The organism is Streptomyces roseoviridis (assembly GCF_039535235.1).
Lineage (GTDB): Bacteria > Actinomycetota > Actinomycetes > Streptomycetales > Streptomycetaceae > Streptomyces > Streptomyces roseoviridis.
This window is the reverse complement of the sequence record NZ_BAAAWU010000001.1, coordinates 1466899-1490198: the sequence shown is the minus strand read 5'-3', so window position 1 is coordinate 1490198 and position 23300 is coordinate 1466899. Positions and strand designations below refer to the sequence as shown.

Below are 23300 nucleotides of genomic sequence, written 5' to 3'. Positions count from 1 at the left end.
GCTGGGGCGGACCTCATCCGCCTTTCCCAAGGGGCATCATGCGACGACGTACGTTCCTCACCGGCACCGCGCTCGGGGCGGCCATCGCCACCGTGCCGTCCTTCGTCACGGCCTCCGCCGCGACCACGGTCACCGTCGGCTCCCTCGCCGAACTCCAGCGGGCGATCGACCGGGCGGTGGCCGGCGACCGGATCGTCCTCGCCAACGGCACGTACACCGTGCCCTCCGGAGGCGCCATCACCGTCTCCGGCCGCCACGGCACCGCCGCCGCGCCCATCACGATCGTCGCCGAGTCCCGCGGCGGCGCGGTGCTCCAGGGCGAACGCGGCTTCGTGTTCGTCGACTCCAGCGACATCGTCGTCAGCGGTTTCGCGCTCCGGCAGAGCACCACCCTGGAGATACCGGCGAACTGTCCGCGCATCCGCCTGACCCGCAACGACCTCCGCTTCGCCGACGTCGCCGGCCTCGACTGGGTGGTCGTGCGCGGCGACGACGCCAAGATCGACCGCAACCGTTTCCACGACAAGACCACCGAGGGCATCTTCCTCGTCGTCGACGGCCCCGGCAGCACCGCCATGGCCCAGCGGACCCAGATCCTCCGCAACCACTTCGCCGACCACTCCTACACCGGCGCCAACGGGGGCGAACCGATCCGCCTCGGCGTCAGCTCCCGCGCCCTGTCCAGCGCCTCCGCCGTCGTCGAGCACAACCTGTTCGAGCGGTGCGACGGCGACCCCGAGGCCGTCTCGGTGAAGTCCTCCGACAACACCGTCCGCTACAACACCGTCCGCGACAGCCGCGGCGGCATCGTGCTGCGCCACGGCAACCGCACCACCGTCGAGGGCAACCACCTCCTCGGCGGCGAGGACGGCGTCCGCCTCTACGGAAACGACCACCTGGTGGTCAACAACTACTTCGGCGGCCTCACCGGCCGCGCCCTGGTGATCGGCAGCGGCACCACCCGCGACCACCACTCCGGCGAGACCACCGAGCAGCGGCGCGGCAACGACGCCTGCGACCGTGCGGTGATCGCCCACAACACCCTCGTCGGCAACGCCCGCACGCTCTCCGGCGAGAGCCGTACCCACGCCCCCAGCGACGTGGTGATCGCCGACAACATCATGGTCTCCGGCACCGGGACCCTGGTCGACCTCGACCAGACCATCGGCTTCATCTGGCAGGGCAACATCCTGTGGGGCGCCGCCGCCGACGGCACCCTCCCGTCCGCCGGCTACCGCCGGGTCGACCCGCGGCTGCGCCTGGACACCGACGGGGTGCACCGGCTGGCGGCCGGCAGCCCGGCCATCGACGCGGCGACGCTGACCGAGCCCGCCGTCACCCAGGACCTCGACGGACACGCCCGTACCGGCGCCCGTGACGTCGGCGCCGACGAGTACTCCACCCTCGCCCCGGTCCGCCGCCCCCTCACGCCGTCCGACGTGGGCCCGAACGCGGCCTGAACGGCCGAGCGGCGCGACGGGCGCGGTGTGGCGGGAGGGGTCCCGCCACACCGCGCCGCGTCCGTCACGGCCCCGCGGGGGCCACGCGTCAGTGGCGCTCGGGCAGGTCACGCTCCGCCGGGCGGTCCAGTGCCCCGTCCCGCGCTCCTTCCAGCGCACCCTCCGGAGCACGCTCCGGCGCCAGGCTCCGCGCGCTCGGCTTCGCCGCCGGCCCGGTGCCGCAGAACGCGGCCTCCAGCGTCCGGCCGAGCGCCGTGTTCGCGGCGCCGTGGTTCGAGGTGTTCGCCAGTGCCGACAGGCTGCGCCGGCCGTCCCGGGTCGCGAAGGCGTACGTGTAGTAGCCCTGCACCGTCCCCGTGTGGCCGAACACCCGCTCCCCGCACGACAGTTCGTAGCGACGCAGCCCCAGGCCGTAGGACCGGGTCCCGGTGGCGTCCGTCGGCGTCACCGTCGTCATGGCGTCCAGCATCGCCGGGGAGAGCAGCCGGCCGCGCATCAGCGCGCTCATGAAGGTGTTCAGGTCGGCCGGCGTGGACAGCACGGCACCCGCCGACTGCGCCCAGGACACGGTCTGTTCGGTGGAGTCGACGAGCGGTGCGCCCGCCTCGTCCGGGTGCAGGTGACCCCGGACGTGCAGGCCCTTGATGCGGGTGTCGGGGTGCACGTACGAAGTGCCGCGCAGTTTCAGCGGCTTGATGATCCTGCGCTCGTACGCGTCCGCCACCGGCCGCCCCGTGAGCTTCTCGATCAGCATGCCGACCACGACGAAGTTGGTGTTCGAGTACGCGTACGAGACGCCCGGCTCGGTGGTGCGCGGCTCGGCGAGGGACAGGTCGACGAGCTCCTGGTAGGAGAACACCCGGTTCCGTACGGCCTCGAAGCCCGGGACCGTGTGCTCGAACATCGCGTTCGTGTAGTCCGCGAGACCGCTGCGGTGCGTCAGGAGGTGACGGACCGTCACCCGGTCGTCGGGCAGGAGACCCGGCAGCAGACGGTTCACCGGGTCGTCCAGCCGCAGCCGGCCCTCCTCCACCAACTGGAGCAGCACGACGGCCGAGAACGTCTTGCTGACGCTGCCGATCCGGAAGCGGGCGCGGATGTCCATGGGCGCGCCCGTCGACAGGTCCCGGACCCCGACCGTCCGGCTGCGGACGCCGTCCGGGCCGGTGTACCGGGCCATCGCGCCGGGCGCGCCCTCCGCCAGAGCGGCGTTCAGCGCGGCGACCACGCCGTCCATGTCGGGTGCGGGCACGGTGTCGGAACCCGCCGCGGCGGCGGGGGCGGCGGACGCGGCGGTGGCGGGAGCGGCCGGGAGGAGACCTCCGGCGAGCGCGGCGAGCAGGGCGGCGCCCACGGCCAGGCGTCGGTGCGGCGAACGGAGCACGGGCTTCCTCGACTTCTTCCCCGGAGGGGATGTCTCTCGGTGGGATGCGCCTCGGCGACGGCCTCGGCGGAGCGACCGGTCCGGACCACCCGGCCGACCACTCACCGATCAGGAGGGGTGCGGAGCGGGAAAGGTTCCGGAGCGGACCGGACATTCGCGCCGGCACCTCACCCGTTCGGCGCAACCGGTCCCGAGTGACGCGCGCTGCACCTGCGCCGACCGCGCGCTCCCGCCCCGTCGCGCGCGGCGCTGCCCCCGCGCCGACCGCGCGCTCCCGCCCCGTCGCGCGCCGCACGCGGCGACGCCGCCCGTCCGCCGGCCCGCCCCGGCCGCCATCGACGCCGACCCGCCCGCGGCCGCCCGGGCCGCCACCGGTCAACCCGGCGGGACGGCGCCCCGGCAGCGGGGGCGTCCGCTCATCCCCGCCCCGCTGCTCCCGCGCGGGTAGACTCCGAAGAGGCAGAGCGCCTGTTCCGGAGGTCGTCTTGACCCGTTCCGCAGGGCCCGCGGGGACGCCCGTGGAGGCGTCCGCCGAGGCGTCCGCGGAGCGGTCCGCCGCCTGGGCGGACTCGGCGTTCGCGGGACTGGCCGCGGAGAACCGGCGGCTGCGGGCCGAGCTCGTCCGCCGTCACCTGCTCGACCTCGCCACCGGCGTGCTCGCCGTCCAGCTGGGCATCTCCACCGCCGACGCCGCCGAGCATCTCACCGCCCTCGCCGGGGCGACCGGTCTCGCCGCCGAGGACCTCTCCGCCGACATCGTGAACGCCGTCGCCACCAGCGGCAGCCTGCTGACCACCCCCGGCGACCCCCGCGACCGTCTGGTGCCCGAGGTCCTGACCGCCGAGGACCTGCCCCCCGTCCTGGGCCGCCGCCTGCGCCGGACCGCCGCCGCCGCGGAGATCGCGGACGGCGTCGCCGAGGGCGCCAGAACCCTTCTGCGGGGAGGGCTCGCGCCGCTCGGCGCCGAAAGCCTGTGGCTGTGGCGGTACGCCGAGGCCGGGTCGCTGCGGCTCGCCGGGCACGCCGGCGTCGGGGCGACGGAGGCGGCGGCCTGGTGGTCGATCCCGCCGGCCGCGCCGGCGCCCATCCGCGCCGCCCTCGCCGGGAACGCCGCCGTATGGCTGGAGCACGGCACCGACACCGACGCCGGCCCGCTCCCCGGAACCGGCCCGGACGCGGCCCGGGCGGTGCTGCCGCTGCGGCGGCGCGGGGCGACGGTCGGCGTGGCCCTGGTCTGCTGGCCCGGGCCCACTGAACTCGGCACCTCCGTACGGCGGGCCGTCACCGGACTGATGGACGTGGCCGTCGCCGTCCTCGACCGCCCCGACGCCGAGGAACCCGGCGCGCCGGCCCTCGTCGACGTGCTCGACGCCCTCGTCCACCCCGGCGCCCTGCTCCGCACCCACCCCACCACCGGCGCACCGGCCCTGGACCACGTCAACGAGGCCGGCGCGGCGGCCCTCGGCGGTGCCCTGCCCGCCGACGACCGCTCCCTGCACCACGCCTTCCCGCACGCCCACGAGGAGCTCGCCCGCCTGGTGCGGCGCGCCCGGCACACCCGCCGCCCCCAGCACGCCGCCCGCCTGCCCGCCGGACGGCCCGGCGGCGCGCCGGGCCCCCTCCTCGACGTACGCGTCCTGCCGGCCGGAGCCGACCGGTCCGTGGTCCTGTGGCACACGGTCGGCGACCCCGGCGTCGCCGCCGGGCGGGCCGTCGCGCGGCTGCAGAGCGTCGCCACCTTCCAGGACAGCCTGACCGGCGGCGACACGGTCTGGTCCGAGCAGGCGTACGGCATCTTCGGCATGTCCCGGCACGAGGCGCCGCTGCCGCTGCTCGCGCTGCGCGGCAGGGTCCACCGCGAGGACGGCGAGGCCCTGACCACCCTGCTCCGGACGCTGACCGAGCGCCGCTCGGGTGCGCAGACCGTGCTGCGGATCGTGCTGCCCGACGGCGCCGTGCGCCATGTGCGGGTGGCGGCCGAGCCGCTGCTCGAAGGGGACACCGTCACCGGCTTCGTCGGCGTCTACCAGGACGTGTCGGCGACCCGGCGCACCGAGCTCGCCCTGACCGCGACCTTCGACCACCTCACCGCCGTCCGTGACCAGGCGGAGCTGCGCCACCAGCTCGCCCTCCAGCTCCAGCAGGCGATCGTCCCGGAGGTGACCGCCCTGCGGGAGCTGCCCGGCGATCTGGCCGTCGCCGCCCGCTACCGGCCGGCCGCCAAGGAGTACCAGGTCGGCGGCGACTGGTACGACGTGCTCCCGCTGCCCAGCGGCAAGGTCCTGGTGGCCGTCGGCGACATCGCCGGGCACGGCATCGACACCGTCACCGGCATGGTCTCCCTGCGCAACGCCCAGCGGGCGCTGGCCTTCACCGGCAGCCCGCCGCGGCAGCTGATGAGCTGGCTCAACGAGGTCACCCTGCGCACCGGCGGCGGCGCGACCGCCACCGCCGTGTGCGCGCTGTACGACCCCGAGGACGGCGGTCTCCTCTGGTCGAGCGCCGGCCACCTGCCGCTCCTGCTGCTCCGGGACGGGCGGGCGCGGCTGCTCGAACCGCCGCACGACATCCTGCTGGGGGCGGTGCCCTCGTACACGTACGAGGAACGGCGCACCGTGCTGCGGCCGGGCGACACGCTGCTGCTGTACACCGACGGCCTCGTGGAGCGGCGCCGTGACGGCCTCGCCACCGGGCTCGCCCGGCTCGTCGCCACGGCCGGGCGGCTGGCCGGCCGGGAGAGCCCCGAACTGCTGGTGGACGGGCTGCTCGCCGCCGCGCTGGGGGACACCGACGACGACACGAGCATCGTCGCGGTCCGGGTCCGGCGCCCCGGCGAGGCGGAGGCCGAGGCCAGGGCGGAGGCCAGGGCAGAGGCGGTGCCCGGAGCCGCGACCGGTCCGCGTACCGGCGGCGGAACCGGCACCGGCGGCTGACGCGACCGGGAGGACGACTGCACCGCGGCGGACGGCCCGACCGCGGAGGGCGATTCCACCGCGGTGGGCGGCTCGTCCGTGGTGGGCGGCCCGACCGCGGTGGGCGACTCGTCCGCGGCGGGCGGCCCGACCGCGGTGGGCGACTCGTCCGCGGCGGGCGGCCCGACCGCGGTGGGCGACTCGTCCGCGGTGGGCGGCCGGACCGCGGTGGGCGGCTCGTCCGTGGTGGGCGGCCCGACCGCGGCGGGCGACTCGTCCGCGGTGGGCGGCCGGACCGCGGAGGGCGATTCCACCGCGGCGGGCGGCTCGTCCGCACCGGGCGGCTAACCGCCCAGCTGCCGCCGGATCTTGACCATGAGCTCCGCCTCGTCCACCGGCTTGGCGAGGTAGTCGTCGGCGCCCGCCGCGAGGGCCCGTGCCCGGTCGTCCGGCATCGCCTTCGCGGTGACGGCGATGATCGGCAGGCCCGTGCGGCCCGGGAGCCGACGGATCTCCTCCATGGTCCGGTAGCCGTCCATGCCGGCCATCATGATGTCCATGAGGACCAGGCGGACCTCCTCGTGGCCGGCGAGCACGCCGATCGCGCGACGGCCGCCGTCGGCGGTGAGCACCCGCAGGCCGTGCGCCTCCAGGACCTCGGTGAGCGCGAAGACGTTCCGGACGTCGTCGTCGACCACGAGGACGGTGGCACCGGACCGCTCCGGCGACGCGACCGGCGCCTCCCGCCCCTCCCGCCGCCCCTCCCGCCCCTCCCGCCGCGCCTCCGGCGCGGCGCCCGGAGGCAGCGCACCGGCGAGCGGTCCGGCCGGCGGTTCGACGTCCGGTGCGCCGGGGGGTACGGCGAGCCGTCCCGCCTCCGCAGCGGCCCGGGGACCGGGCTCGGCACCCGCCTCCGCACCGGCCTCCGGTCCCGGCTCGTGCCGCACCGGGCGCTCGGGCAGGTGGAAGGTGAAGCGGCTGCCGCGCCCGGGGGTGCTCTCGACCTCGATCGTGCCGTCCAGCAGCGTCGCCACCTCCCGGCTGATCGACAGACCGAGGCCCGTCCCGCCGTACTGCCGCGCAGTGGTCCCGTCGCCCTGCTGGAACGCCTCGAAGATGTTGCGGAGCCGGTCGGCGGGTATGCCGACGCCGGTGTCGGCGACCCGGAAGGCCAGCACCGGCCGCCCGTCGCGCAGCACGGCCGGGATCTCGTCCGGGGGCGTGTGCTCCACGGTGAGCTCGACCCGGCCCTCCTCCGTGAACTTCATCGCGTTCGACAGCAGGTTGCGCAGCACCTGACGCAGCCGGCCCTCGTCCGTGGTGAGGTACGCCGGTACGTCGGGCGCGACCGTGACCGTGAAGTCGAGGCCCTTCTCGTCCGCGATCGGCCCGAAGGTCGCCCCCAGCGACTCCATGAGCTTGGACAGCGCGAACGGCTCGCGCCGCACCTCCATCTTGCCCGCCTCCACCTTGGACAGGTCGAGGATGTCGTTGATCAGCTGGAGCAGGTCCGAACCCGCCGAGTGGATGACCTCCGCGTAGTCGACCTGCTTCTCCGTCAGGTTGCCCTCGGGGTTCTGGGCGAGCAACCGGGCCAGGATCAGCAGGCTGTTGAGTGGGGTCCGCAGCTCGTGGCTCATGTTGGCCAGGAACTCGGACTTGTACATCGAGGTGCGCGACAGCTGCTGCGCCCGGGTCTCCAGCTCCTGCCGGGCCTGCTCGATGACCCGGTTCTTCGACTCGATGTCCTTGTTGCGCTCGGCCAGCAGGGCGGCCTGTTCCTGGAGTTCCGCGTTGGACCGCTGGAGCTCGCGCTGCCGCGCCTGCAACTCCTGGGTGCGGGAGCGCAGTTCGTCGGCGAGGTTACGGGACTGGGCGAGCAGCTCGTCGGTGCGGAGGTTGGCCACCAGGGAGCTGAGGACCGCGCCCGCGCTCACCACGAAGCGGTCGAGGAAGTCGCGCTGGAGCGCGCCGAAGGGCTGGAGCGAGGCCAGCTCGACGGCTCCCAGCACCTGGTCCTCCACCACGATCGGCAGCACCACCAGGGCGGCCGGCTCGGCGCTCCCGACGCCCGAGGAGACGGTGGCGTAGCCCCGCGGCACCGGATCGACCAGCAGGGTCCGCCGGTCCCGCGCCGCCTGCCCGACCAGCCCCTCGCCGAAGCGGAAGCGGCGCCGGGGGCCGCCGGGGCCGAGCGGCAGCCCGTACGAGGCGGCCAGGACCAGCTCCGGCCCCTCCCACTCCTCCGCGCCGCTCCCGGCACCGTCCGGCACCGGCTCCGCGCCGGGGCCGTGCGGGTCCGCGCCCCGGTCCGGGTCCGTCGTCGCCTCGCGGCCCTCCGCGACCAGGAAGAAGGCCCCGTACTGCGCCGACACCAGCGGCGGCACCTCCGCCATGATCAGCTCGGCGATCTCCGGCAGCCCTCGGGTGCCCTGGAGCAGGGCGGTGATCCGGGCCAGGTTCGTCTGCAGCCAGTCCTGCTCCTGGTTGGCGCGGGTGGTGGCGCGCAGCGACTCGACCATCGAGTTGATGTTGTCGCGCAGTTCGCCGACCTCGCCGGGCGCCTCGACGGTGATCGACCGGGTCAGGTCGCCCTCGGCGACCGCGCTGGTGACCTCGGCGATCGCCCGGACCTGCCGGGTCAGGTTCCCGGCGAGTTCGTTGACGTTCTCGGTCAGCCGCGCCCACGTGCCCGAGACGCCCTCGACCTCCGCCTGCCCGCCCAGCTTCCCCTCCGTGCCCACCTCGCGGGCCACCCGGGTCACCTCGGCGGCGAACGAGGACAGCTGGTCGACCATCGTGTTGATGGTGGTCTTCAGCTCCAGGATCTCGCCCCGGGCCGCCACGTCGATCCGGCTGGTCAGATCGCCCTGGGCGACCGAGGTGGTGACCTGCGCGATGTTGCGCACCTGGTTGGTCAGGTTGTCGGCCATGGAGTTGACGTTGTCGGTGAGGTCCTTCCAGGTGCCGGACACCCCGCCCACCCTGGCCTGGCCGCCGAGCAGCCCCTCCGTACCGACCTCGCGGGCCACCCGGGTGACCTCCTCGGCGAAGGAGGACAGCCGGTCGACCATGGTGTTGATGGTCTCCTTGAGCTCCAGGATCTCGCCGCGCGCGTCCACCCGGATCTTCTGCGTGAGGTCGCCCCGGGCGACGGCGGTCGCCACCTGGGCGATCGAGCGCACCTGCGAGGTCAGGTTGTCGGCCATCGTGTTCACGCCGCTGGTGAGCTCCCGCCAGGCACCGCGCGCGAGCGGTTCGCGCACCCGGCCGCCCAGGAGGCCCTGCCCGCCCACCTCGCCGGCGACGCGGGTGACCTCGGAGGTCAGCAGGGAGAGCCGGTCGACCATGTCGTTGTAGACGGTCGCGATCTCGCCCAGGACGCCGTCGGAGCCCTCGGCGAGGCGTACGGACAGATCGCCGTCCCGTACGGCGGTGAGCCCGGCGAGCAGCCGGCGCAGGGCGTCCTCGCCGGGTGGGGAGCCGCCGCCGTCGCCGCCCCACCCGTTCCGGCCGCCCCCGTCGCCGGGGGCGTCGCCGCCGTGACCGCGGTTGCGGTGTGCTGCTCTGCGCTGTGCCATGGAGGACCTCGTCCGCAGGTGGGCGCCCTACCCGTCCACTCTAGGTCCGCCCCCGGAACGGGTCCTCCGGAACGATCCGGCACCGAGGTCTCCCCGGGGGCTCGCTCCCTCGCCCCTCGCCTCCGCCGGCCTTCGGCCTCCGGCCTTCGGACACGGTCTAGCGCAGGACGTCCACCGTGAACCACACCGTCTTCCCGGCGCGGCCCCGGGGCACCGTGCCCCATTGCGCCGCGAGCCGCTGGAGCAGGTAGAGCCCGTGACCCGAGGGGCGGCCGGGGCGGTGCGGGCCGTGCGGCACGGGGCGGCGCGGGTTGCCGTCGCTGACCTGCACCCACAGCGCCCGGCCGCGGCCCTCCAGGCACAGCTCGTACGGGGCGCCGCCGTGCAGGCGCGCGTTGGTGACCACCTCGGAGACCAGGAGCAGGACGTCCTCGACCGGCTCGCGCCCGCGCGTCCCCGCCCGGCCGAACCACGCGGCGAGCGCCCGCTGCGTCAGCGCGCGGCACTCCGCCAGCATGCCGGGACCCTCCGCCAGCTCGTAACGCGCCGACCGGCGGGTGGTCACGGTCTCCTCTCCCGTGGACATGCGCTGCGGATTACCGCTGACGGCCGGGTCAAACACCCGGCCGCCCGGTCGGCGGATCAGACGCCCGGCGCGTCGCCGCGCGACCACGGCGGCGGGGACGGCGGGCCGACCTCCAGCCAGACCACCTTGCCCGGGCTTCCGTCGTCCTTGGCCGCCGATCCCCAGTCCTTGGCCAGCCGGTCGAGCACCATCAGACCGTGGCCGCCGGGCAGCGAGGGCGAGCGCGGCACGTTCGAGCGGGGGGCGGCGGGACTCGCGTCGTACACCTCCACCCGGAGGTGGCCCCGGGAGTGGCGCAGGACGAGCTGCTGCGGTCCGCCGGCGTGCAGACAGGCGTTGGTCACGACCTCGGAGACCATCAGCAGGACGTCCTCCGCCCGCTCGCGGTCCTCCGGCGTCGCTCCGGGCAGCCAGCCCCAGTCGGTGAGCGCCGCGGCGGTGAAGTCGCGGCAGCGCGTGACCGCGCCGCCGGCGCCGTGCAGCAGCAGCCGCCTGACCTGCCCCTGCGCGAGGTTCCCGGTGCCTTCGGGACCGCCGGCCCCCCTGGGGTCGCCGGTGCTCCCGGTGTTGCCGGCCCCCGCGGTGTCCCCGCGCCTCATGACCCCTCCGCCGCTGGTGACCCGTTCGTCGCCGGTGATCCCTCCGCCGACGCGCCGCCCGTCGCGGGGGTGTCCGCGAGTGCGGCGGCAGTGTCCTCGTATACCCGGAAGACGGCCCGGGCACCCGTGATCTCGAACATCCGGTTCACCGGGGCCCGCAGCGCGGCGAGGTCGAGTCTCCCGCCGGCGTCCAGCATCCGTAGTCTGGCCCGCAGGAGGACGTTGAGCCCGGTCGAGTCGCAGAACCGCAGCCCCGCGCAGTCGACGACGATCCGTCCGGCGCGGGCGTGCCGCACCAGCGCCTCCTTCAGCGGGGCCGCCGTGTCGTGGTCGAGCTCGCCCGTGACGGTCACCACGACCGTGCCGGGTTTTCGCCCCTCCAGGACGTCGACGTCGAGCCGTCCCGCGAAGTCCTCCGCTGCCTCCGTGGCTCCCATGCGGTCAGCTCCCTTCTGTCCTCGGCGGTCCCACCATGATCAGGCGCAGCGCGGGCCGACACGATCCTCCACGACCGTGAAGAGGCCCAGTGTGCCCGTCAGGGCGAACAGCTGGCGCAGTTGCCGGGGCAGGGGCCCCGCGACCACGAGACGGTGGCCGGCGAAGTGGGCGGCCACCAGCTCGTGCAGGAAGGAGGAGTCCCCGAAGACGACCCGGGAGACGTCGAGGACGACCTCGCGGCTTCCTTCGGGGCGCGCCTCGGCGAGCGCCCGGCGCAGACAGCCCACCGTCTCGATGTCGAACTCGCCGTTCGCCGACAGGACGACGACGCCCGGCGCGGGCGAGAACTCGCGCACGACCCACGCCGTGCCCGACGAAGCCCGGTACGTACGGGGCTCCGGAGCCGAGTCCGGGGGTGGCACGGGCTGCGCGTGGACCATGGCGGCACCTCCGTCCAGCACGTGCCCCGATCCGGACCCCCTATGCACACGGGCCGGCCGCGGGACGCCCGTGGAGCGATCTTGGGCTGTGGTAGCTTGCCGTAGCCAGTCGAACTCCCGTGCGTGACGCACGGTGGTCAGGGAATCCGGTGCGAATCCGGAACTGACGCGCAGCGGTGAGGGGGACGGGCGGGGCACGACGCCACTGGGCCGCGGAACGGCCCGGGAAGGCGCCCCGGCCGAGCGAACCCGAGTCCGAAGACCTGCTGGCGGACCGTACGGACCGGGCCTCGCGCACAGGGCCCCCGACCACCAGGATGAGCCGTGCCCCTGCACCGTCCCGCGCCCCCGCACCCTTCCGCCCGTCCCGCGGCCCTGCTGCTCTGCGGGGTGCTGCTCCTCACCGCCTGCGGCACCGCGCCCACCACGACCGCCGGCGGAAAGAACGGCTCCAAGGCCGCCGCGTCCGCGACGTCCCTGAAGAACTGCGGCCGGACGGTCCAGGTCCCGCCCGGCGGCCCCCGGCGGGCCGTCTCGCTCAACCAGGGCACCACCGAGATCATGCTGGCGCTCGGCCTCGCCGACCGCATGGTGGGCACCGCCACCTGGACCGACCCGGTCATGAAGGGGCTGGAGAAGCCCGCCGCCGCCGTGCCCCGCCTCGCCGAGAACAACCCGTCCTTCGAGAAGGTCCTCGACACCGAACCCGACTTCGTCGCCGCCTCCTTCGCCTCCACCCTCGGCAAGGGCGGCGTCGCCACCCGCGAACAGTTCGAGCAGCTCGGCGTCCCCACCTACCTGTCCCCGGCCGACTGCGTCGGCAAGGACAACTCCGGCGGCGGCGACGGGAAGCGGACCACGCCGCTCACCATGGAGACCGTCTACGGAGAAGTGCGCGACCTCGCCCGGCTGTTCGGCGTCGAGGACCGCGGCGAGCGGCTCGTCGCCGAGCTGAAGGGCCGCGTGGCCAAGGCCACCACCGGCCTGCGCGCCGCGGACGTCCGCGTCCTCTACTGGTTCTCCGACGCCCGCTCGCCGTACATGGCCGGCTGCTGCGGAGCTCCCGGCGTCATCACCCGGGAGACCGGCACCCGGAACGTCTTCGACGACACCACCGAGGAATGGCCCCAGATCGGCTGGGAGACCGTCGCCGACCGCAACCCCGACCTCCTGGTGATCGGCGACCTCACCCGCAAGGCACAGTCCGGCGAGAGCGCCGCCAAGAAGATCGAGTTCCTGGAGTCCGACCCCGTCACCCGGAAGATGGACGCCGTACGGAACAAGAGGTACGTGCTCCTCAGCGGCCAGGCCATGAACCCCACCATCCGCACGGTCGAGGGCATCGAGCAGGTCGCCGCGGCCCTGCGCGCCGCCGGCCCCGCGAAGTGACCGGCGCGACCGCCCGGGCCGGCACGCTGCTGCGCGCCGCCGCCGGCTGCGCCGTCCTCCTGCTTTCCCTCGCCGTCGCCGTCACCATCGGTCCGGCCCACATCGGCGTCACCGACGTCTGGTCCGCCGTCTCCGCCCACCTCGGCGGCGCCCCCTCCGGACTCGGCCCCATCCGCGAGGGCATCGTCTGGAACCTGCGGCTGCCCCGCACACTGCTCGCCGCCGTGTGCGGGGCCGGGCTCGCGCTCTGCGGAGCGGTGATGCAGTCGCTGCTGCGCAACCCGCTCGCCGACCCCTTCGTCCTCGGCGTCTCCTCCGGAGCCTCGACCGGCGCCGTCGCGGTCGTCGTCCTCGGCGCCGGCGGCGGAGCCGTCTCCGTCTCCGCCGGCGCGTTCGCCGGCGCCGTCTGCTCCTTCGCCGCGATGCTGCTGCTCAGCCACGTGCTCGGCGGCACCACCGACCGGGTCGTGCTGTCCGGCGTCGCCGCCATGCAGCTGTTCTCGGCGCTCACCTCCTTCGTCGTCGTCACCTCCGCCGACGCCGAGACCACCCGGGGCGTCCTGTTCTGGCTGCTCGGCTCGCTCAGCGGCGCCGGCTGGACCGACGTGTGGCTGTGCCTCGCCGTCCTCGCGCTCACCCTGGCCGTCTGCCTCGCCCACGCCCGTACCCTCGACGCCTTCGCCTTCGGCCAGGACGCCGCCGCCACCCTCGGCGTGCGCGTCGCCCGGACCCGGCTCGTGCTGCTGACCGCGACCGCCCTGCTCACCGCGGCCCTCGTCAGCTCCGCGGGCGCCATCGGCTTCGTCGGCCTCGTCGTGCCGCACGCCGCCCGCGCCCTGGTCGGCTCCGGCCACGGCCGGGTGCTGCCGGCGGCGGCCCTCGGCGGGGCGGTGTTCCTCGTCTGGGTCGACACCCTCGCCCGTACCGTCCTCGAACCCCAGGAGGTACCGGTCGGCGTCGTCACCTCCCTCGTCGGCGTCCCCGCCTTCGTCCTCGTCCTGTACCGGAGCAGGAGCACCCACCGATGACCCTGCGCGCGGAACGCGTCACCCGCACCGCCGGCGGCCGCCTGATCCTCGACGGGGTCACCGTCACGCCCGCGCCCGGCGGCGTCACCGGCCTCCTCGGCCCCAACGGCTCCGGCAAGTCCACCCTGCTGCGGCTCCTCAGCGGAGTCCTCGCCCCCGCCTCCGGCGTCGTCACCCTCGACGGCCGGCCGCTGCCGGAGCTGCGCCGCCGCGAGGTGGCCCGCCGCGTCGCCGTCGTGGAACAACAGGCCGACACGCTCGTCGAGCTGACCGTCGCCGACGTCGTGCGCCTCGGGCGCATCCCGCACCGTCGCGCCTGGTCCGCCCCGTCGGCCGCCGACGAGCGCGCGGTCGGCGACGCCCTGCGCCGCACCGGCCTGACGGACCGGGCCGCGCAGCCCTGGCACACCCTGTCCGGCGGCGAACGCCAGCGCGTCCAGATCGCCCGCGCCCTCGCCCAGGAGCCCCGCGAGCTGCTCCTCGACGAGCCCACCAACCACCTCGACATCCAGCACCAGCTGGACCTGCTCGACCTCGTCACCGGCCTCGGCGTCACCACGATCGTCGCCCTGCACGACCTCAACCTGGCCGCCGCCTACTGCGACCGGCTCGTGGTCCTGCGCGGCGGCCGGGTGACGGCCGCCGGTACGCCGCGCGAGGTGCTCACCGCCGAACGCGTCGCCGAGGTGTACGGCGTACGCGTCGAGGTCACCCACCCCGACGCCGGTGACCGTCCGCACCTGCGCGTCCTCGGCTCCCTGAGCCGCAAGGGGAGTTGACGGCGCGTCAGCCGAGCGGGGTGCTCAGTTCGACCGCTCGCAGCGCCGCCGCCAGGGACCGTTCGTCGCCGACGTCCAGGGCCGTGTCGGTCAGCTTGATGACGTGCTCGTCGCCGTGGGCCAGGGCGCGGGCGAAGACCTCCTCGGCGGTGAGGGATCCCGGCGGCGCCGGCTCGATCCCGGTCGCCGGTGCGTACATCGCGGTCACCGCCGCGGACGCCGTCCACGCGGCCCGCAGGCTGGGCACCCACAGGGCGCGGGGGAGCGCGGGCAGGGCGCGCAGCACGGCGTTGGGGGCCGTGGCCGCGTGGACCAGCATGGTCTCCTCGCCGTGACCGTGGGTGGCGTAACGGTGGGTGGCCGCCCGGACGAGTTCGGCCAGGCGCCGGCGCGCCGTGTCGGGGTCGTCGACCGAGGCCGCCCACACCGGCAGGCGGCTCACGCGGCCGAGGCGGGCGGGGAAGCCGCCGTCCTGCCCGTCGATGCGCGGCACCGCGTCGAGGGCGTCGGCCGCGCTGTCGGCACCGGGCAGCGGGGTGAGGTCCGCGACCGGGCGGTGGCGGGCGGCCCAGTAGCCGAGGCCGTGGGCCAGCTCGGTCAGGCGCGGCGCGGTGGGCTCGCCGGCCAGCAGGGTGCGCACCGCGTGCCCCACGCGGATCACCGGGTGGGTGGAGCCCCCGTACATCCCCGGCAGCAGCCGCGGCCACCACTGGGCGAGCACGTCCCGCCAGGGCCGTTCGGCGAGTTCGCGCCCGAAGTGGGCGATCCAGTCGGCGGCCCGGCGCGGATCCCCGAGCGCCGTGCGCCAGTTCGCGGCCGTGACCGGAGCGACCCCGGCCGGGAACTCCTCCAGCTTCGGCGCGTACCGGTCGAGCCAGCGGTGCACCGCCCGCGCCTGCCCGTGCGCGGCGAGGGCCTCGACGGCCATCGGCGCGTGGTTGGTGAGCCGCCCGAGCCGCTCGGGTCCGGCGGCGTGCAGCCGCTGGAGGGCCTCGTCGAGGGTGCCGGTGGGATCCGTGTCCGTGCCTGCGGTGTCCATGGGGCGACGGTAGGCAGGCGCACCGGCCCGGCGTAACCGACCGAAGTCCCGGTCCCGGTCCGCACCGAGACCTACGACGCCGGTCCCGCGCCCCCCTCAGCCCCTCGCCGCTCCGCCCGCCCCGGCCGCCTCCCGCAGCGCGCCCAGCAGGGTGCGCAGGACGGGCTGCTCCAGGGAGCCGGCCCGGATCACGGCGTGGATCGCCCTGACCGGCTCGGGGCGCCGGACGCGGCGGACCACGACGCCCGGAGTGCGGGCGCTCAGTCCGAGCCGCGGGATGAGACTGATGCCGAGGCCGGCGGCGACGAAGCCCTGGGCGGTGGCGTAGTCCTCCGACGTGGCCGTGAAGTCCGGGCTGAAGCCCGCGGCCGCGCAGGCGTCGGTGATCGCCGTGAGGCAGGGACCGGGGGGTTCGCTGCCCACCCAGGGCTCGCCGGCCAGATCGGTGAGGTCGAGGACGCGCCGGGCGGCGAGCGGATGTCCGGTGGGCAGCACCGCACGGTACGGGTCGTCGAGCAGGTGCACGACCCTGACGCCGTGCCGGAGGGCGTCGTCCGGCGGCCGTACGACGACGGCCAGGTCGGCGTCGCCCCGGTACACCTCCGCAAGGGCCTCGTCCGGATCGGCCAGCCTCGGGTCGATCGCCACCGCCGGGTGCTCACGGCGCACCCGGGCCAGGGCCGGAGCCAGCAGGGTCGGCCCGACGGAGGCGAAGTAGCGCAGCGTCAGCCGTCCCTCGCGGCCGGCGCGCAGATCGGCCAGCGCGGTCTCCGCCTCGGCGAGGTGCTCGCTGACGACGGCCGCGTACCGGGTGAGCAGCATGCCGGCCGCCGTGGGCCGCACTCCCCGGCCGACCCGTTCGAGCAGCGCGATCCCCGTCTCCTTCTCCAGGGCCGAGATCTGCTGGCTGACGGCGGAGGGGGTGTAGCCGAGGTGGGTGGCCGCGGCCGTCACCGAGCCGCTGGTGATCACGGCGCGCAGCACCTGCATGCGTCTCACATCGATCATGTAGCAGAGCTTAAAGGAGGTGCAGAACCTTTTTCTTGTCCTTCCAGGACGAGTGCGGCAGCGTTCGTCCCGGACCGAAACGGGAGGCGACGGTGAACGGTGTGTGGGACAAGGGCCGGGCGTGGGCGCGGATCGCCGTGCTCGCGCTGCTCTGGGGATCGACGTTCCTGTGGATCGAGATGGCCCTGGAGGCGCTGGCCCCGGTCCAGGTGACGTTCGCCCGGTGCCTGCTCGGGGCGGTCACCCTGCTGGCCGTCTGTCTGCTCTCCGGCCGACGGCTGCCCCGCGGCCCGGCGGTCTGGGGCCGGGTGTTCGTGGCCGCCTTCTTCTGCAACGCCCTGCCGTTCGCCCTGTTCAGCTTCGGACAGCAGAGCGTCGACTCGGGTGTCGCGGGCGTCCTGAACGCCACGACCCCCCTGTGGTCCCTGCTGCTCGGCGCGGTCGTCGGCACCGAAGGCGGCCTGCGGCCGGCGCGGGTGGCCGGACTGCTGCTCGGCTTCGCCGGAGTGGTGCTGATCTTCGCGCCGTGGCAGGCCCGGGAGTCGGGCGGCTGGGGAGCCCTCGCCATCGTCGGCGCGGCGGCCGGCTACGCGGTCGGCTTCCTCTTCATGAGCCGCCACCTGGCCGGCAGGGGCATCCCGACCATCGCGCTGTCCGCGGCGCAGCTCGTCGCGGCGACCGCGCTCACCGCGCCGACCCTGGTGGCGGGCGGCCTGACCCCGGTCGAGATCACCCCGCGGCAGCTGATCGCCACGGTGGTCCTCGGCGTCGTCGCCACCGGCGTCACCTTCCACCTCACCTACCGGAACATCGCGGCCGAAGGCGCCACCAACACCGCGGCCGTCGGCTACCTGCTGCCGGTGGTCTCGGTCGCCCTGGGCGTCGTCGTCCTCCACGAGGACTTCAGCCTCCGGATCGCCCTGGGAATGGTGGTCGTCCTGGCCGGAGTCGCCCTGACCCGCCGGTCGACCCCCCTCGGCCTCTCCCGCCCCCTCCCTCGACAGGAACAAGACGTACGACAGTGACCACGGTGACAGCAGTGACAGAAGTGACAGCAGTGACAGCGACGGTGGCACCGACAGCAGCGACAGCCACGGCCGTGACGGCAGCGAGGCCATGGACGACAGCGACGGCGGTGACGGTGGTGGCCGGCCGGTCCGCCGACTCCGCGCCCGCCGACTGGCTGGTGCTCGGCGTCGCCCAGGGCGCCCACGGGCCGGTGCCGGTGCCCGTGCCGGGGACGGATACGGGAGCGGGGTGCGAGGCGTTCGGCGACAGCCTGCCCCGGCTCCTCGCCGCCTTCGGGGCGACCGGAGCCCCGGGCGAGGCGCTCCGGCTGCCCGCGCCCGCCGGCGTCCGGGCCGGGCTGGTCCTCGCGGTCGGCCTCGGGCCCGCGCCCGACGACGGTGCCGGCCACGACGCCGAGGCACTGCGCCGGGCCGCCGGAGTGGCCGCACGCACCCTGGCCGGCACGGACCGGATCGCCCTCGCGCTGCCGGCCGCGACCGGCGAGGCCGTGGAGGCGGTGGCCCAGGGCGTCCTGCTCGGGGCCTACGACTTCGCCGCCTACCGCACCACCCGTCGCACGAAGCCCGTCCGTGAGGCGGCGATCCTCGTGGCCCCGGACCTCCAGGCCCCCGCGGAGGACGCCGTACGGCGCGCCCGCGCGCTGGCGCAGGAACTGAACCGGGCCCGCGACCTCGTCAACACCCCCGCCAACGACCTCTATCCGGAGACCTTCGCCGACCTCGTCGCCGCCGCCGGACGGGAGCAAGGGCTGGCCGTCCAGGTCCTCGACGAGGACGCGCTCGCCGCGGGCGGCTACGGCGGCATCCTCGGCGTCGGCCAGGGGTCGGTGCGGCCCCCGAGGCTGGTGCGGATCGCCCACACCCACCCGCGGGCGACGACGACCCTCGCCTTCGTCGGCAAGGGCATCACCTACGACTCCGGCGGCATCTCCCTCAAGCCCGTCGGCGCCAACGAGATCATGAAGCGGGACATGTCCGGCGCGGCGGCCGTGTTCGCCGCGGTCCTGGCCGTCGCCCGGCTCGGCCTCGCCGTCAACGTCACCGGCTGGCTCGCCCTGGCCGAGAACATGCCGTCCGGATCCGCCTTGCGCCCCGGGGACGTCCTGCGGATGTACGGGGGCCGAACGGTCGAGGTGCTCAACACCGACGCCGAGGGACGCCTGGTCCTCGCCGACGCCCTCGTACGGGCCGGCGAGGAACAGCCGGACGTCCTCGTGGACGTGGCCACGCTGACGGCCGCGACCCGGTTCGGCCTCGGCGACCACGTCTTCGCGGTGATGGGCGACGACGCCTGCCGCGACCGGGTGCTGGCCGCGGCCCGGGCGGCCGGCGAGCGGGCCTGGCCGATGCCCCTGCCCCCCGAACTGCGCCCCGGCCTGGACTCCCGGGTCGCGGACCTGGCCAACTACGGCGGGAGGATGGGCGGCGGGCTCGTGGCCGGCCTGTTCCTGCGGGAGTTCGTGCCCCCCGGCGTCCCCTGGGCGCACCTGGACATCGCGGGACCGGCCTTCAACGAGGGCCCGCCGTACGGCTACACGCCCAGCGGCGGCACCGGCTGCGCGGTGCGCACCCTGGTCCGGCTCGCCGAGAACGCGGCCACCGGTGGCGGCCCCGGGCAGCCGTCGCCGGGCGCCGCCCCGGCCGCCCCCGCCGGTACCGGGCCGACCGCCGCGCCCGCCGGCGGAACGGAGGGGCGGTGAGCGTCCTCTACCAGGTCGACGCGTTCACCCGTACGCCCTTCAGCGGCAATCCCGCCGGAGTGGTGCTGACGGCCGACGCCCTGACCGACGCGCAGATGCTCGCCGTCGCCCGGGAGCTGAACAACTCCGAGACGGCCTTCGTCCTCGGCGCCGACGGCACCGACCACGACGTACGGGTACGGTTCTTCACGCCCACGACGGAGGTCCCGACCTGCGGACACGCCACCGTGGCCACCCACTTCGCCCGAGCCGTCGAGTACGGACTGCCCGCCGGCTCGCTGGTCCAGAAGACCGGTACGGGGCTGCTGCAGCCGGTGTGGATCCACCGCGAGGGCGACCGGGTGCGGATCGGCATGCGGCAGGGCGCGGCCTTCTTCGGCCCCGAGCTGGACGGCTCCCAGGTCGGAAGGCTCCTGCGCGCCCTGGGAGCCTCCCCGGAAGACCTCGCGGACGGCGGCCCGGTGCAGATCGTCTCCACCGGACACGCCAAGGTCCTGGTCGAGCTGCGCGACCGCGCCGTCGTGGACGCCCTGCGACCGGACCCGGCCGCCCTGGTGGCCCTGAGCCGCGAGATCGACACGAACGGCTTCTTCGTCTTCACCCGCGCCACCGGCGAGGAGCACCTGCTGACCTGGTCCCGGATGTTCGCCCCCGCGATCGGCATCCCCGAGGACCCCGTGACGGGAAACGGCCACGGCCCCCTCGGGGCGTATCTGCTCCGGCACGGACTCGTTCCCGCCCCGGACGGCCGGCTGAGCTTCACGGGACGGCAGGGAGCGGCCATGGGACGGCCCGGACACGTCCGGGTCGACGTCGAGACGGCGGCCGACGGGCGACTCCTCGTCTCGATCAGCGGGAGCGCGGTGACGGCGTTCCGCGCCGAGCTGCCGGTGTGACGGGGCGGACCGCGGGATGCCCCCGGCGTCCGGTTCCTTCCAGCGCTCGGCCACCGGGGCCGCCGGCCCGCGCCGGGACCGGCGCGGGCGGGTGCCGGTGAGCGGCGACGGCCGTCCCCCGCGCCGCGAAGCGCCGCCACCGGGACGGCCGATCGGCGCGCCGTCGCCCGGACTCGCCCCGGGGGCGGAGGGACGGGCGGGGGAGGACCGTGAGGGGACGGAGACGGAGCTGACGGTCCCCTCACCCGGCGCCGACCCGACGGTCGGTCAGGAACTCCTGAGCACGACGAGCTGCCGCGTCGCCCGGGTCATCGCGACGTAGCGGTCCACCGCACCCTCGACCCCCTCGCCGAAGTGCTCCGGGTCCACGAGCACGACCAGGTCGAACTCCAGGCCCTTGGAGAGCCCCGGCGTCAGCGACCGCACCCGGTCGGTGCCCCGGAAGGAGGGATCGCCGATGACACAGGCGATGCCCTCGGCGTGCTCGGCGAGCCAGGCGTCGAGGACCGCGTCCCGGTCCGCGGCCGAACCGTGCACGACGGGAACGCCGGTGCTGCGCACGGACGTCGGCACGTTGGCGTCCGGCAGCGCCGCCCGGATGGCCGGCTCCGCCTCGGCCATCACCTCCTCCGGCGTACGGTAGTTGATGCTCAGCGAGGTCACCTCGATCCGGTCGAGGCCGATCCGCTCCAGGCGTTCCCGCCACGACTCCGTGAAGCCGTGCCGGGCCTGGGCGCGGTCCCCGACGATGGTGAAGCTGCGGGACGGGCAGCGCAGCAGCAGCATCTGCCACTCCGCGTCGGTCAGCTCCTGCGCCTCGTCCACCACGACGTGCGCGAACGGGCCGGCCAGCAGATCGGCTTCCTTCCCGGGCAGCGCCGCCTCGTCGACCAGGCTCTCCTGGAGGTCCCGGCCGTGCAGCATCGTCACCGCGCCCTCGCCGTCGTGGTCGGCCGCGAGCACATCGGCGATGACGCGGGCCATGCGCTCCCGCTCGGCCGCGACGGCGGCGTCGCGCCGGCGCTTGCGCCGCGTGGCCTGCGGGTCGCCCAGCCGCTGCCGTGCCGCGTCCAGGAGCGGCAGATCGGACACCGTCCACGCCTGCGGGTCGGCCCGCTGGAGCCTGCGGACCTCGTCCGCGCCGAGCCACGGAGCGCACAGCCGCAGATACGCGGGGACGGACCACAGGTCCCCGACGAGGTCGGTCGGCTCGATCAGCGGCCAGGCGCCGTCGAGGGCGTCGCCCAGCTCCTTGTCGCGCAGCAGCGCCTGCCGGAACTCCTCCTCCGACACCTCCTCGTCGAGGACGCCGTCCAGCCGGTCGAGGACGATCGTGCCCAGCTCCTCGCGGATCCGGTCCCGCGCCTCGTTGTGCGGGGTGCCCTCCGCGGCCTCGAACGCCTCCGCCCAGTCGTCGGCGTCGATCCGCACCTGCGCCCAGGGGGTCGAGACCCGCACCGTCGCGGTGGGCGGCTCCTCGTAGAACCGGACCGCCATCTCGATCGTCCGGACCATGTCCGCGGACGACTTCAGGCGGGCCACCTCCGGGTCGCTCTCCTCCCCGGCCGTCGCACCCTCCGGTACGAGGTCCCGCACCGTGCAGGTCTGCACGCCCTCCTCGCCGAGACTGGGCAGGACGTCGGAGACGTACGCCAGGTACGGCTGGTGCGGGCCGACGAACAGCACGCCGCCGCGGCGGTGCCCGAGCCGCGGATCGGCGTAGAGCAGGTGGGCCGTGCGGTGCAGGGCGACGACGGTCTTGCCCGTGCCGGGGCCGCCGTCGACGACGAGCGCGCCGCGGGACCCGGCGCGGATGATCGCGTCCTGGTCGGCCTGGATGGTGGCGAGCACGTCCCGCATCCGGGCGGACCGGTTGCCGCCCAGGCTCGCGATGAAGGCGGACTGGTCGTCGAGGGCGGCGTGCCCCTCCAGGCCCTCGTCGGTGAAGACCTCGTCCCAGTAGTCGCTGACCCGGCCGTCCGTCCAGCGGTACCTGCGCCGGCTGGCCAGGCCCATCGGGTCGGCGTGGGTGGCCGCGAAGAACGGCTCGGCGGCCGGGGAGCGCCAGTCGATCAGCAGCCGGTGCCCCTCGGCGTCGGTGAGGCCGAGCCGGCCGATGTAGAGGGGTTCGGAACCGTCCGCGGCGACGACGCGGCCGAGGCACAGGTCGAGGCCGAAGCGGCGCAGGGTGCGCAGGCGCCCGCTCAGCCGGTGGATCTCGGCGTCCCGGTCCATCGCCCCGCGGCCGGCACCGCCCGGCGCCCTGCGCAGCACGGCGAGACGCTCGGACAGATCGGCGATCGACTCCCGCAGGCTCTCCGCGATGGCCGCGAAGTGCCGGTCGTCGGCGGAGATCAGGGCCGGGTCGGCCTTCGCGGAGAGGTGGTCGGAAAGGGCGAAAGCGCTGGTGGTGAGATTCATAGATGAGCGATTGTGTGGCATCACGGGGGCCTTGCCGCAAGCCCCCCGGTGCGCTATAAGTTAAGAGTGGCGAGGAGAGGGTGCACCCCCCCTCGCCTTTGTCGTTCCCTCGCCTTCGTCGTCCCGCGCAAGCCGGCTGCCGACGTGCGACGCCGTCAGGGGTGTCGGCAGAACTCGGAGTGCCTCTCGTGGCGGAAGCCACCCTGCGGCCTGCGACCTGCGGGCAGCGGGGGGCCCACGGCGTGGGCCGTCCGGTCCGCTGCCGACGGCCCCGCGCCGCCGGACTGCCGGACGGCTCCCCGTCGACCCGTACCCGCCGTACGGCTGGAGTCCCGTAGCCAGCCGCCTCGCCGCGGTCGGGGCGCAGGCCGAGGAGCCGCCGCCCACCCGGCCCGGCGCCCGCCGCAGGCTCCGGCCAGGTGCCTGAAGTGACGGGCCGTCAGGCGTCCAGGCGTTCAGGCGGTCCGGTTGCTCCGGCGGGAGCACGAGGCCGAGGGCGGGCCGCGCCGTCCGGTCACGTCGGGACGCCCGCGCCTCCTTCCCCACCAGACGGCGCAGGCCACGGTCCGCCTCCCCCGGTGCCGGCGGCGTCGCCGCCGATCCCGACCGCCG

At 75.2% G+C, this 23300-nt stretch carries 17 protein-coding genes, 1 pseudogene and 1 riboswitch; of the genes and pseudogenes, 9 read left to right on the top strand and 9 right to left on the bottom strand.

Annotation, left to right across the window (positions count from 1 at the left end; all coding sequences use genetic code 11):
• The first annotated feature begins 38 nt into the window (after window positions 1-38).
• A complete protein-coding gene (locus tag ABD954_RS06760) occupies window positions 39-1460 on the top strand; it encodes a chondroitinase-B domain-containing protein (protein WP_345484869.1) in 1422 nt (473 codons plus the stop codon).
• A gap of 88 nt (window positions 1461-1548) precedes the next feature.
• Here ABD954_RS06760 and ABD954_RS06755 read toward each other — a convergent pair whose 3' ends face one another.
• Window positions 1549-2844 carry a serine hydrolase domain-containing protein gene (locus tag ABD954_RS06755; RefSeq protein WP_345484868.1) on the bottom strand — a complete coding sequence of 432 codons (1296 nt, stop codon included), beginning with the start codon at window positions 2842-2844 and terminating at the stop codon, window positions 1549-1551.
• 485 nt (window positions 2845-3329) lie between these two features.
• Here ABD954_RS06755 and ABD954_RS06750 point away from each other — a divergent pair, with 485 nt between their 5' ends.
• Window positions 3330-5777, top strand: coding sequence for a SpoIIE family protein phosphatase (locus ABD954_RS06750; RefSeq protein ID WP_345484867.1), 2448 nt, complete (start codon window positions 3330-3332; stop codon window positions 5775-5777).
• A gap of 63 nt (window positions 5778-5840) precedes the next feature.
• A complete protein-coding gene (locus tag ABD954_RS06745; protein WP_345484866.1) occupies window positions 5841-6104 on the top strand; it encodes a hypothetical protein in 264 nt (87 codons plus the stop codon).
• Here the strand turns inward: ABD954_RS06745 and ABD954_RS06740 are convergent.
• The 5 genes from ABD954_RS06740 to ABD954_RS06720 all read right to left on the bottom strand — a co-directional run bounded on the left by ABD954_RS06740 (window position 6101) and on the right by ABD954_RS06720 (window position 11400).
• The gene (locus ABD954_RS06740) at window positions 6101-9337 is read right to left on the bottom strand and encodes a HAMP domain-containing protein (RefSeq protein WP_345484865.1); all 3237 of its coding nucleotides are present in this window, start codon (window positions 9335-9337) and stop codon (window positions 6101-6103) included. The two genes, ABD954_RS06745 and ABD954_RS06740, sit on opposite strands and share 4 nt — an antisense overlap.
• 157 nt (window positions 9338-9494) lie before the next feature.
• The gene (locus tag ABD954_RS06735) at window positions 9495-9923 is read right to left on the bottom strand and encodes an ATP-binding protein (protein WP_345484864.1); all 429 of its coding nucleotides are present in this window, start codon (window positions 9921-9923) and stop codon (window positions 9495-9497) included.
• A gap of 56 nt (window positions 9924-9979) precedes the next feature.
• Window positions 9980-10522 (bottom strand): ATP-binding protein, encoded by a 543-nt coding sequence (locus ABD954_RS06730; RefSeq protein WP_345484863.1) that lies wholly within the window; start codon window positions 10520-10522, stop codon window positions 9980-9982.
• Entirely contained in the window at window positions 10519-10959 is a 441-nt protein-coding gene (locus ABD954_RS06725; RefSeq protein WP_345484862.1) for an STAS domain-containing protein, read from the bottom strand. The genes ABD954_RS06730 and ABD954_RS06725 overlap by 4 nt, the downstream gene beginning before the upstream one ends.
• Window positions 10960-10998: 39 nt before the next feature.
• The gene (locus tag ABD954_RS06720; protein ID WP_345484861.1) at window positions 10999-11400 is read right to left on the bottom strand and encodes an STAS domain-containing protein; all 402 of its coding nucleotides are present in this window, start codon (window positions 11398-11400) and stop codon (window positions 10999-11001) included.
• Window positions 11401-11489: 89 nt separating this feature from the next.
• Window positions 11490-11685: riboswitch (cobalamin riboswitch) on the top strand.
• Window positions 11686-11724: 39 nt separating this feature from the next.
• On the opposite strand from ABD954_RS06720, the gene ABD954_RS06715 reads away from it, so the two are divergent.
• Genes ABD954_RS06715 through ABD954_RS06705 form a run of 3 tightly spaced genes read left to right on the top strand, consistent with a single transcriptional unit; the run spans window position 11725 to window position 14596 of the window.
• Window positions 11725-12789: an ABC transporter substrate-binding protein gene (locus ABD954_RS06715; RefSeq protein ID WP_345484860.1), complete on the top strand. Its 1065-nt coding sequence runs from the start codon at window positions 11725-11727 to the stop codon at window positions 12787-12789.
• Window positions 12786-13817: a FecCD family ABC transporter permease gene (locus tag ABD954_RS06710; RefSeq protein ID WP_345484859.1), complete on the top strand. Its 1032-nt coding sequence runs from the start codon at window positions 12786-12788 to the stop codon at window positions 13815-13817. The genes ABD954_RS06715 and ABD954_RS06710 overlap by 4 nt, the downstream gene beginning before the upstream one ends.
• A complete protein-coding gene (locus ABD954_RS06705; RefSeq protein ID WP_345484858.1) occupies window positions 13814-14596 on the top strand; it encodes an ABC transporter ATP-binding protein in 783 nt (260 codons plus the stop codon). The genes ABD954_RS06710 and ABD954_RS06705 overlap by 4 nt, the downstream gene beginning before the upstream one ends.
• A 7-nt stretch (window positions 14597-14603) precedes the next feature.
• Here the strand turns inward: ABD954_RS06705 and ABD954_RS06700 are convergent, their stop codons facing one another.
• Together ABD954_RS06700 and ABD954_RS06695 are read right to left on the bottom strand one after the other, a co-directional pair.
• The gene (locus ABD954_RS06700; RefSeq protein WP_345484857.1) at window positions 14604-15635 is read right to left on the bottom strand and encodes a questin oxidase family protein; all 1032 of its coding nucleotides are present in this window, start codon (window positions 15633-15635) and stop codon (window positions 14604-14606) included.
• 96 nt (window positions 15636-15731) lie between these two features.
• Window positions 15732-16643 (bottom strand): LysR family transcriptional regulator, encoded by a 912-nt coding sequence (locus ABD954_RS06695; protein WP_345484856.1) that lies wholly within the window; start codon window positions 16641-16643, stop codon window positions 15732-15734.
• Between the two features lie 131 nt (window positions 16644-16774).
• On the opposite strand from ABD954_RS06695, the gene ABD954_RS06690 reads away from it, so the two are divergent.
• The 3 genes and pseudogenes from ABD954_RS06690 (at window position 16775) to ABD954_RS06680 (ending at window position 20267) form a co-directional block, all read left to right on the top strand.
• Window positions 16775-17668, top strand: a complete 894-nt coding sequence (locus ABD954_RS06690; RefSeq protein ID WP_382745986.1) for a DMT family transporter — start codon at window positions 16775-16777, stop codon at window positions 17666-17668.
• 110 nt (window positions 17669-17778) lie between these two features.
• A pseudogene (locus ABD954_RS06685) lies at window positions 17779-19275 on the top strand (leucyl aminopeptidase); the annotation flags it as partial.
• A 92-nt stretch (window positions 19276-19367) separates the two neighbouring features.
• The gene (locus ABD954_RS06680) at window positions 19368-20267 is read left to right on the top strand and encodes a PhzF family phenazine biosynthesis isomerase (RefSeq protein WP_345484855.1); all 900 of its coding nucleotides are present in this window, start codon (window positions 19368-19370) and stop codon (window positions 20265-20267) included.
• Window positions 20268-20534: 267 nt separating this feature from the next.
• Here the strand turns inward: ABD954_RS06680 and helR are convergent, their stop codons facing one another.
• A complete protein-coding gene (gene helR / locus ABD954_RS06675; protein ID WP_345484854.1) occupies window positions 20535-22688 on the bottom strand; it encodes an RNA polymerase recycling motor ATPase HelR in 2154 nt (717 codons plus the stop codon).
• Window positions 22689-23300 lie beyond the last annotated feature (612 nt).

Excerpts from the sequence above, each read along its gene's own strand:
- ABD954_RS06705 (WP_345484858.1), top strand. The coding sequence starts at position 13,814 with ATGACCCTGCGCGCGGAACGCGTCACCCGCACCGCCGGCGGCCGCCTG.
- ABD954_RS06725 (WP_345484862.1), bottom strand. The coding sequence starts at position 10,959 with ATGGGAGCCACGGAGGCAGCGGAGGACTTCGCGGGACGGCTCGACGTC.
- ABD954_RS06740 (WP_345484865.1), bottom strand. The coding sequence starts at position 9,337 with ATGGCACAGCGCAGAGCAGCACACCGCAACCGCGGTCACGGCGGCGAC.
- ABD954_RS06730 (WP_345484863.1), bottom strand. The coding sequence starts at position 10,522 with ATGAGGCGCGGGGACACCGCGGGGGCCGGCAACACCGGGAGCACCGGC.
- ABD954_RS06735 (WP_345484864.1), bottom strand. The coding sequence starts at position 9,923 with ATGTCCACGGGAGAGGAGACCGTGACCACCCGCCGGTCGGCGCGTTAC.
- ABD954_RS06700 (WP_345484857.1), bottom strand. The coding sequence starts at position 15,635 with ATGGACACCGCAGGCACGGACACGGATCCCACCGGCACCCTCGACGAG.
- ABD954_RS06695 (WP_345484856.1), bottom strand. The coding sequence starts at position 16,643 with ATGATCGATGTGAGACGCATGCAGGTGCTGCGCGCCGTGATCACCAGC.
- helR (WP_345484854.1), bottom strand. The coding sequence starts at position 22,688 with ATGAATCTCACCACCAGCGCTTTCGCCCTTTCCGACCACCTCTCCGCG.
- ABD954_RS06720 (WP_345484861.1), bottom strand. The coding sequence starts at position 11,400 with ATGGTCCACGCGCAGCCCGTGCCACCCCCGGACTCGGCTCCGGAGCCC.
- ABD954_RS06760 (WP_345484869.1), top strand. The coding sequence starts at position 39 with ATGCGACGACGTACGTTCCTCACCGGCACCGCGCTCGGGGCGGCCATC.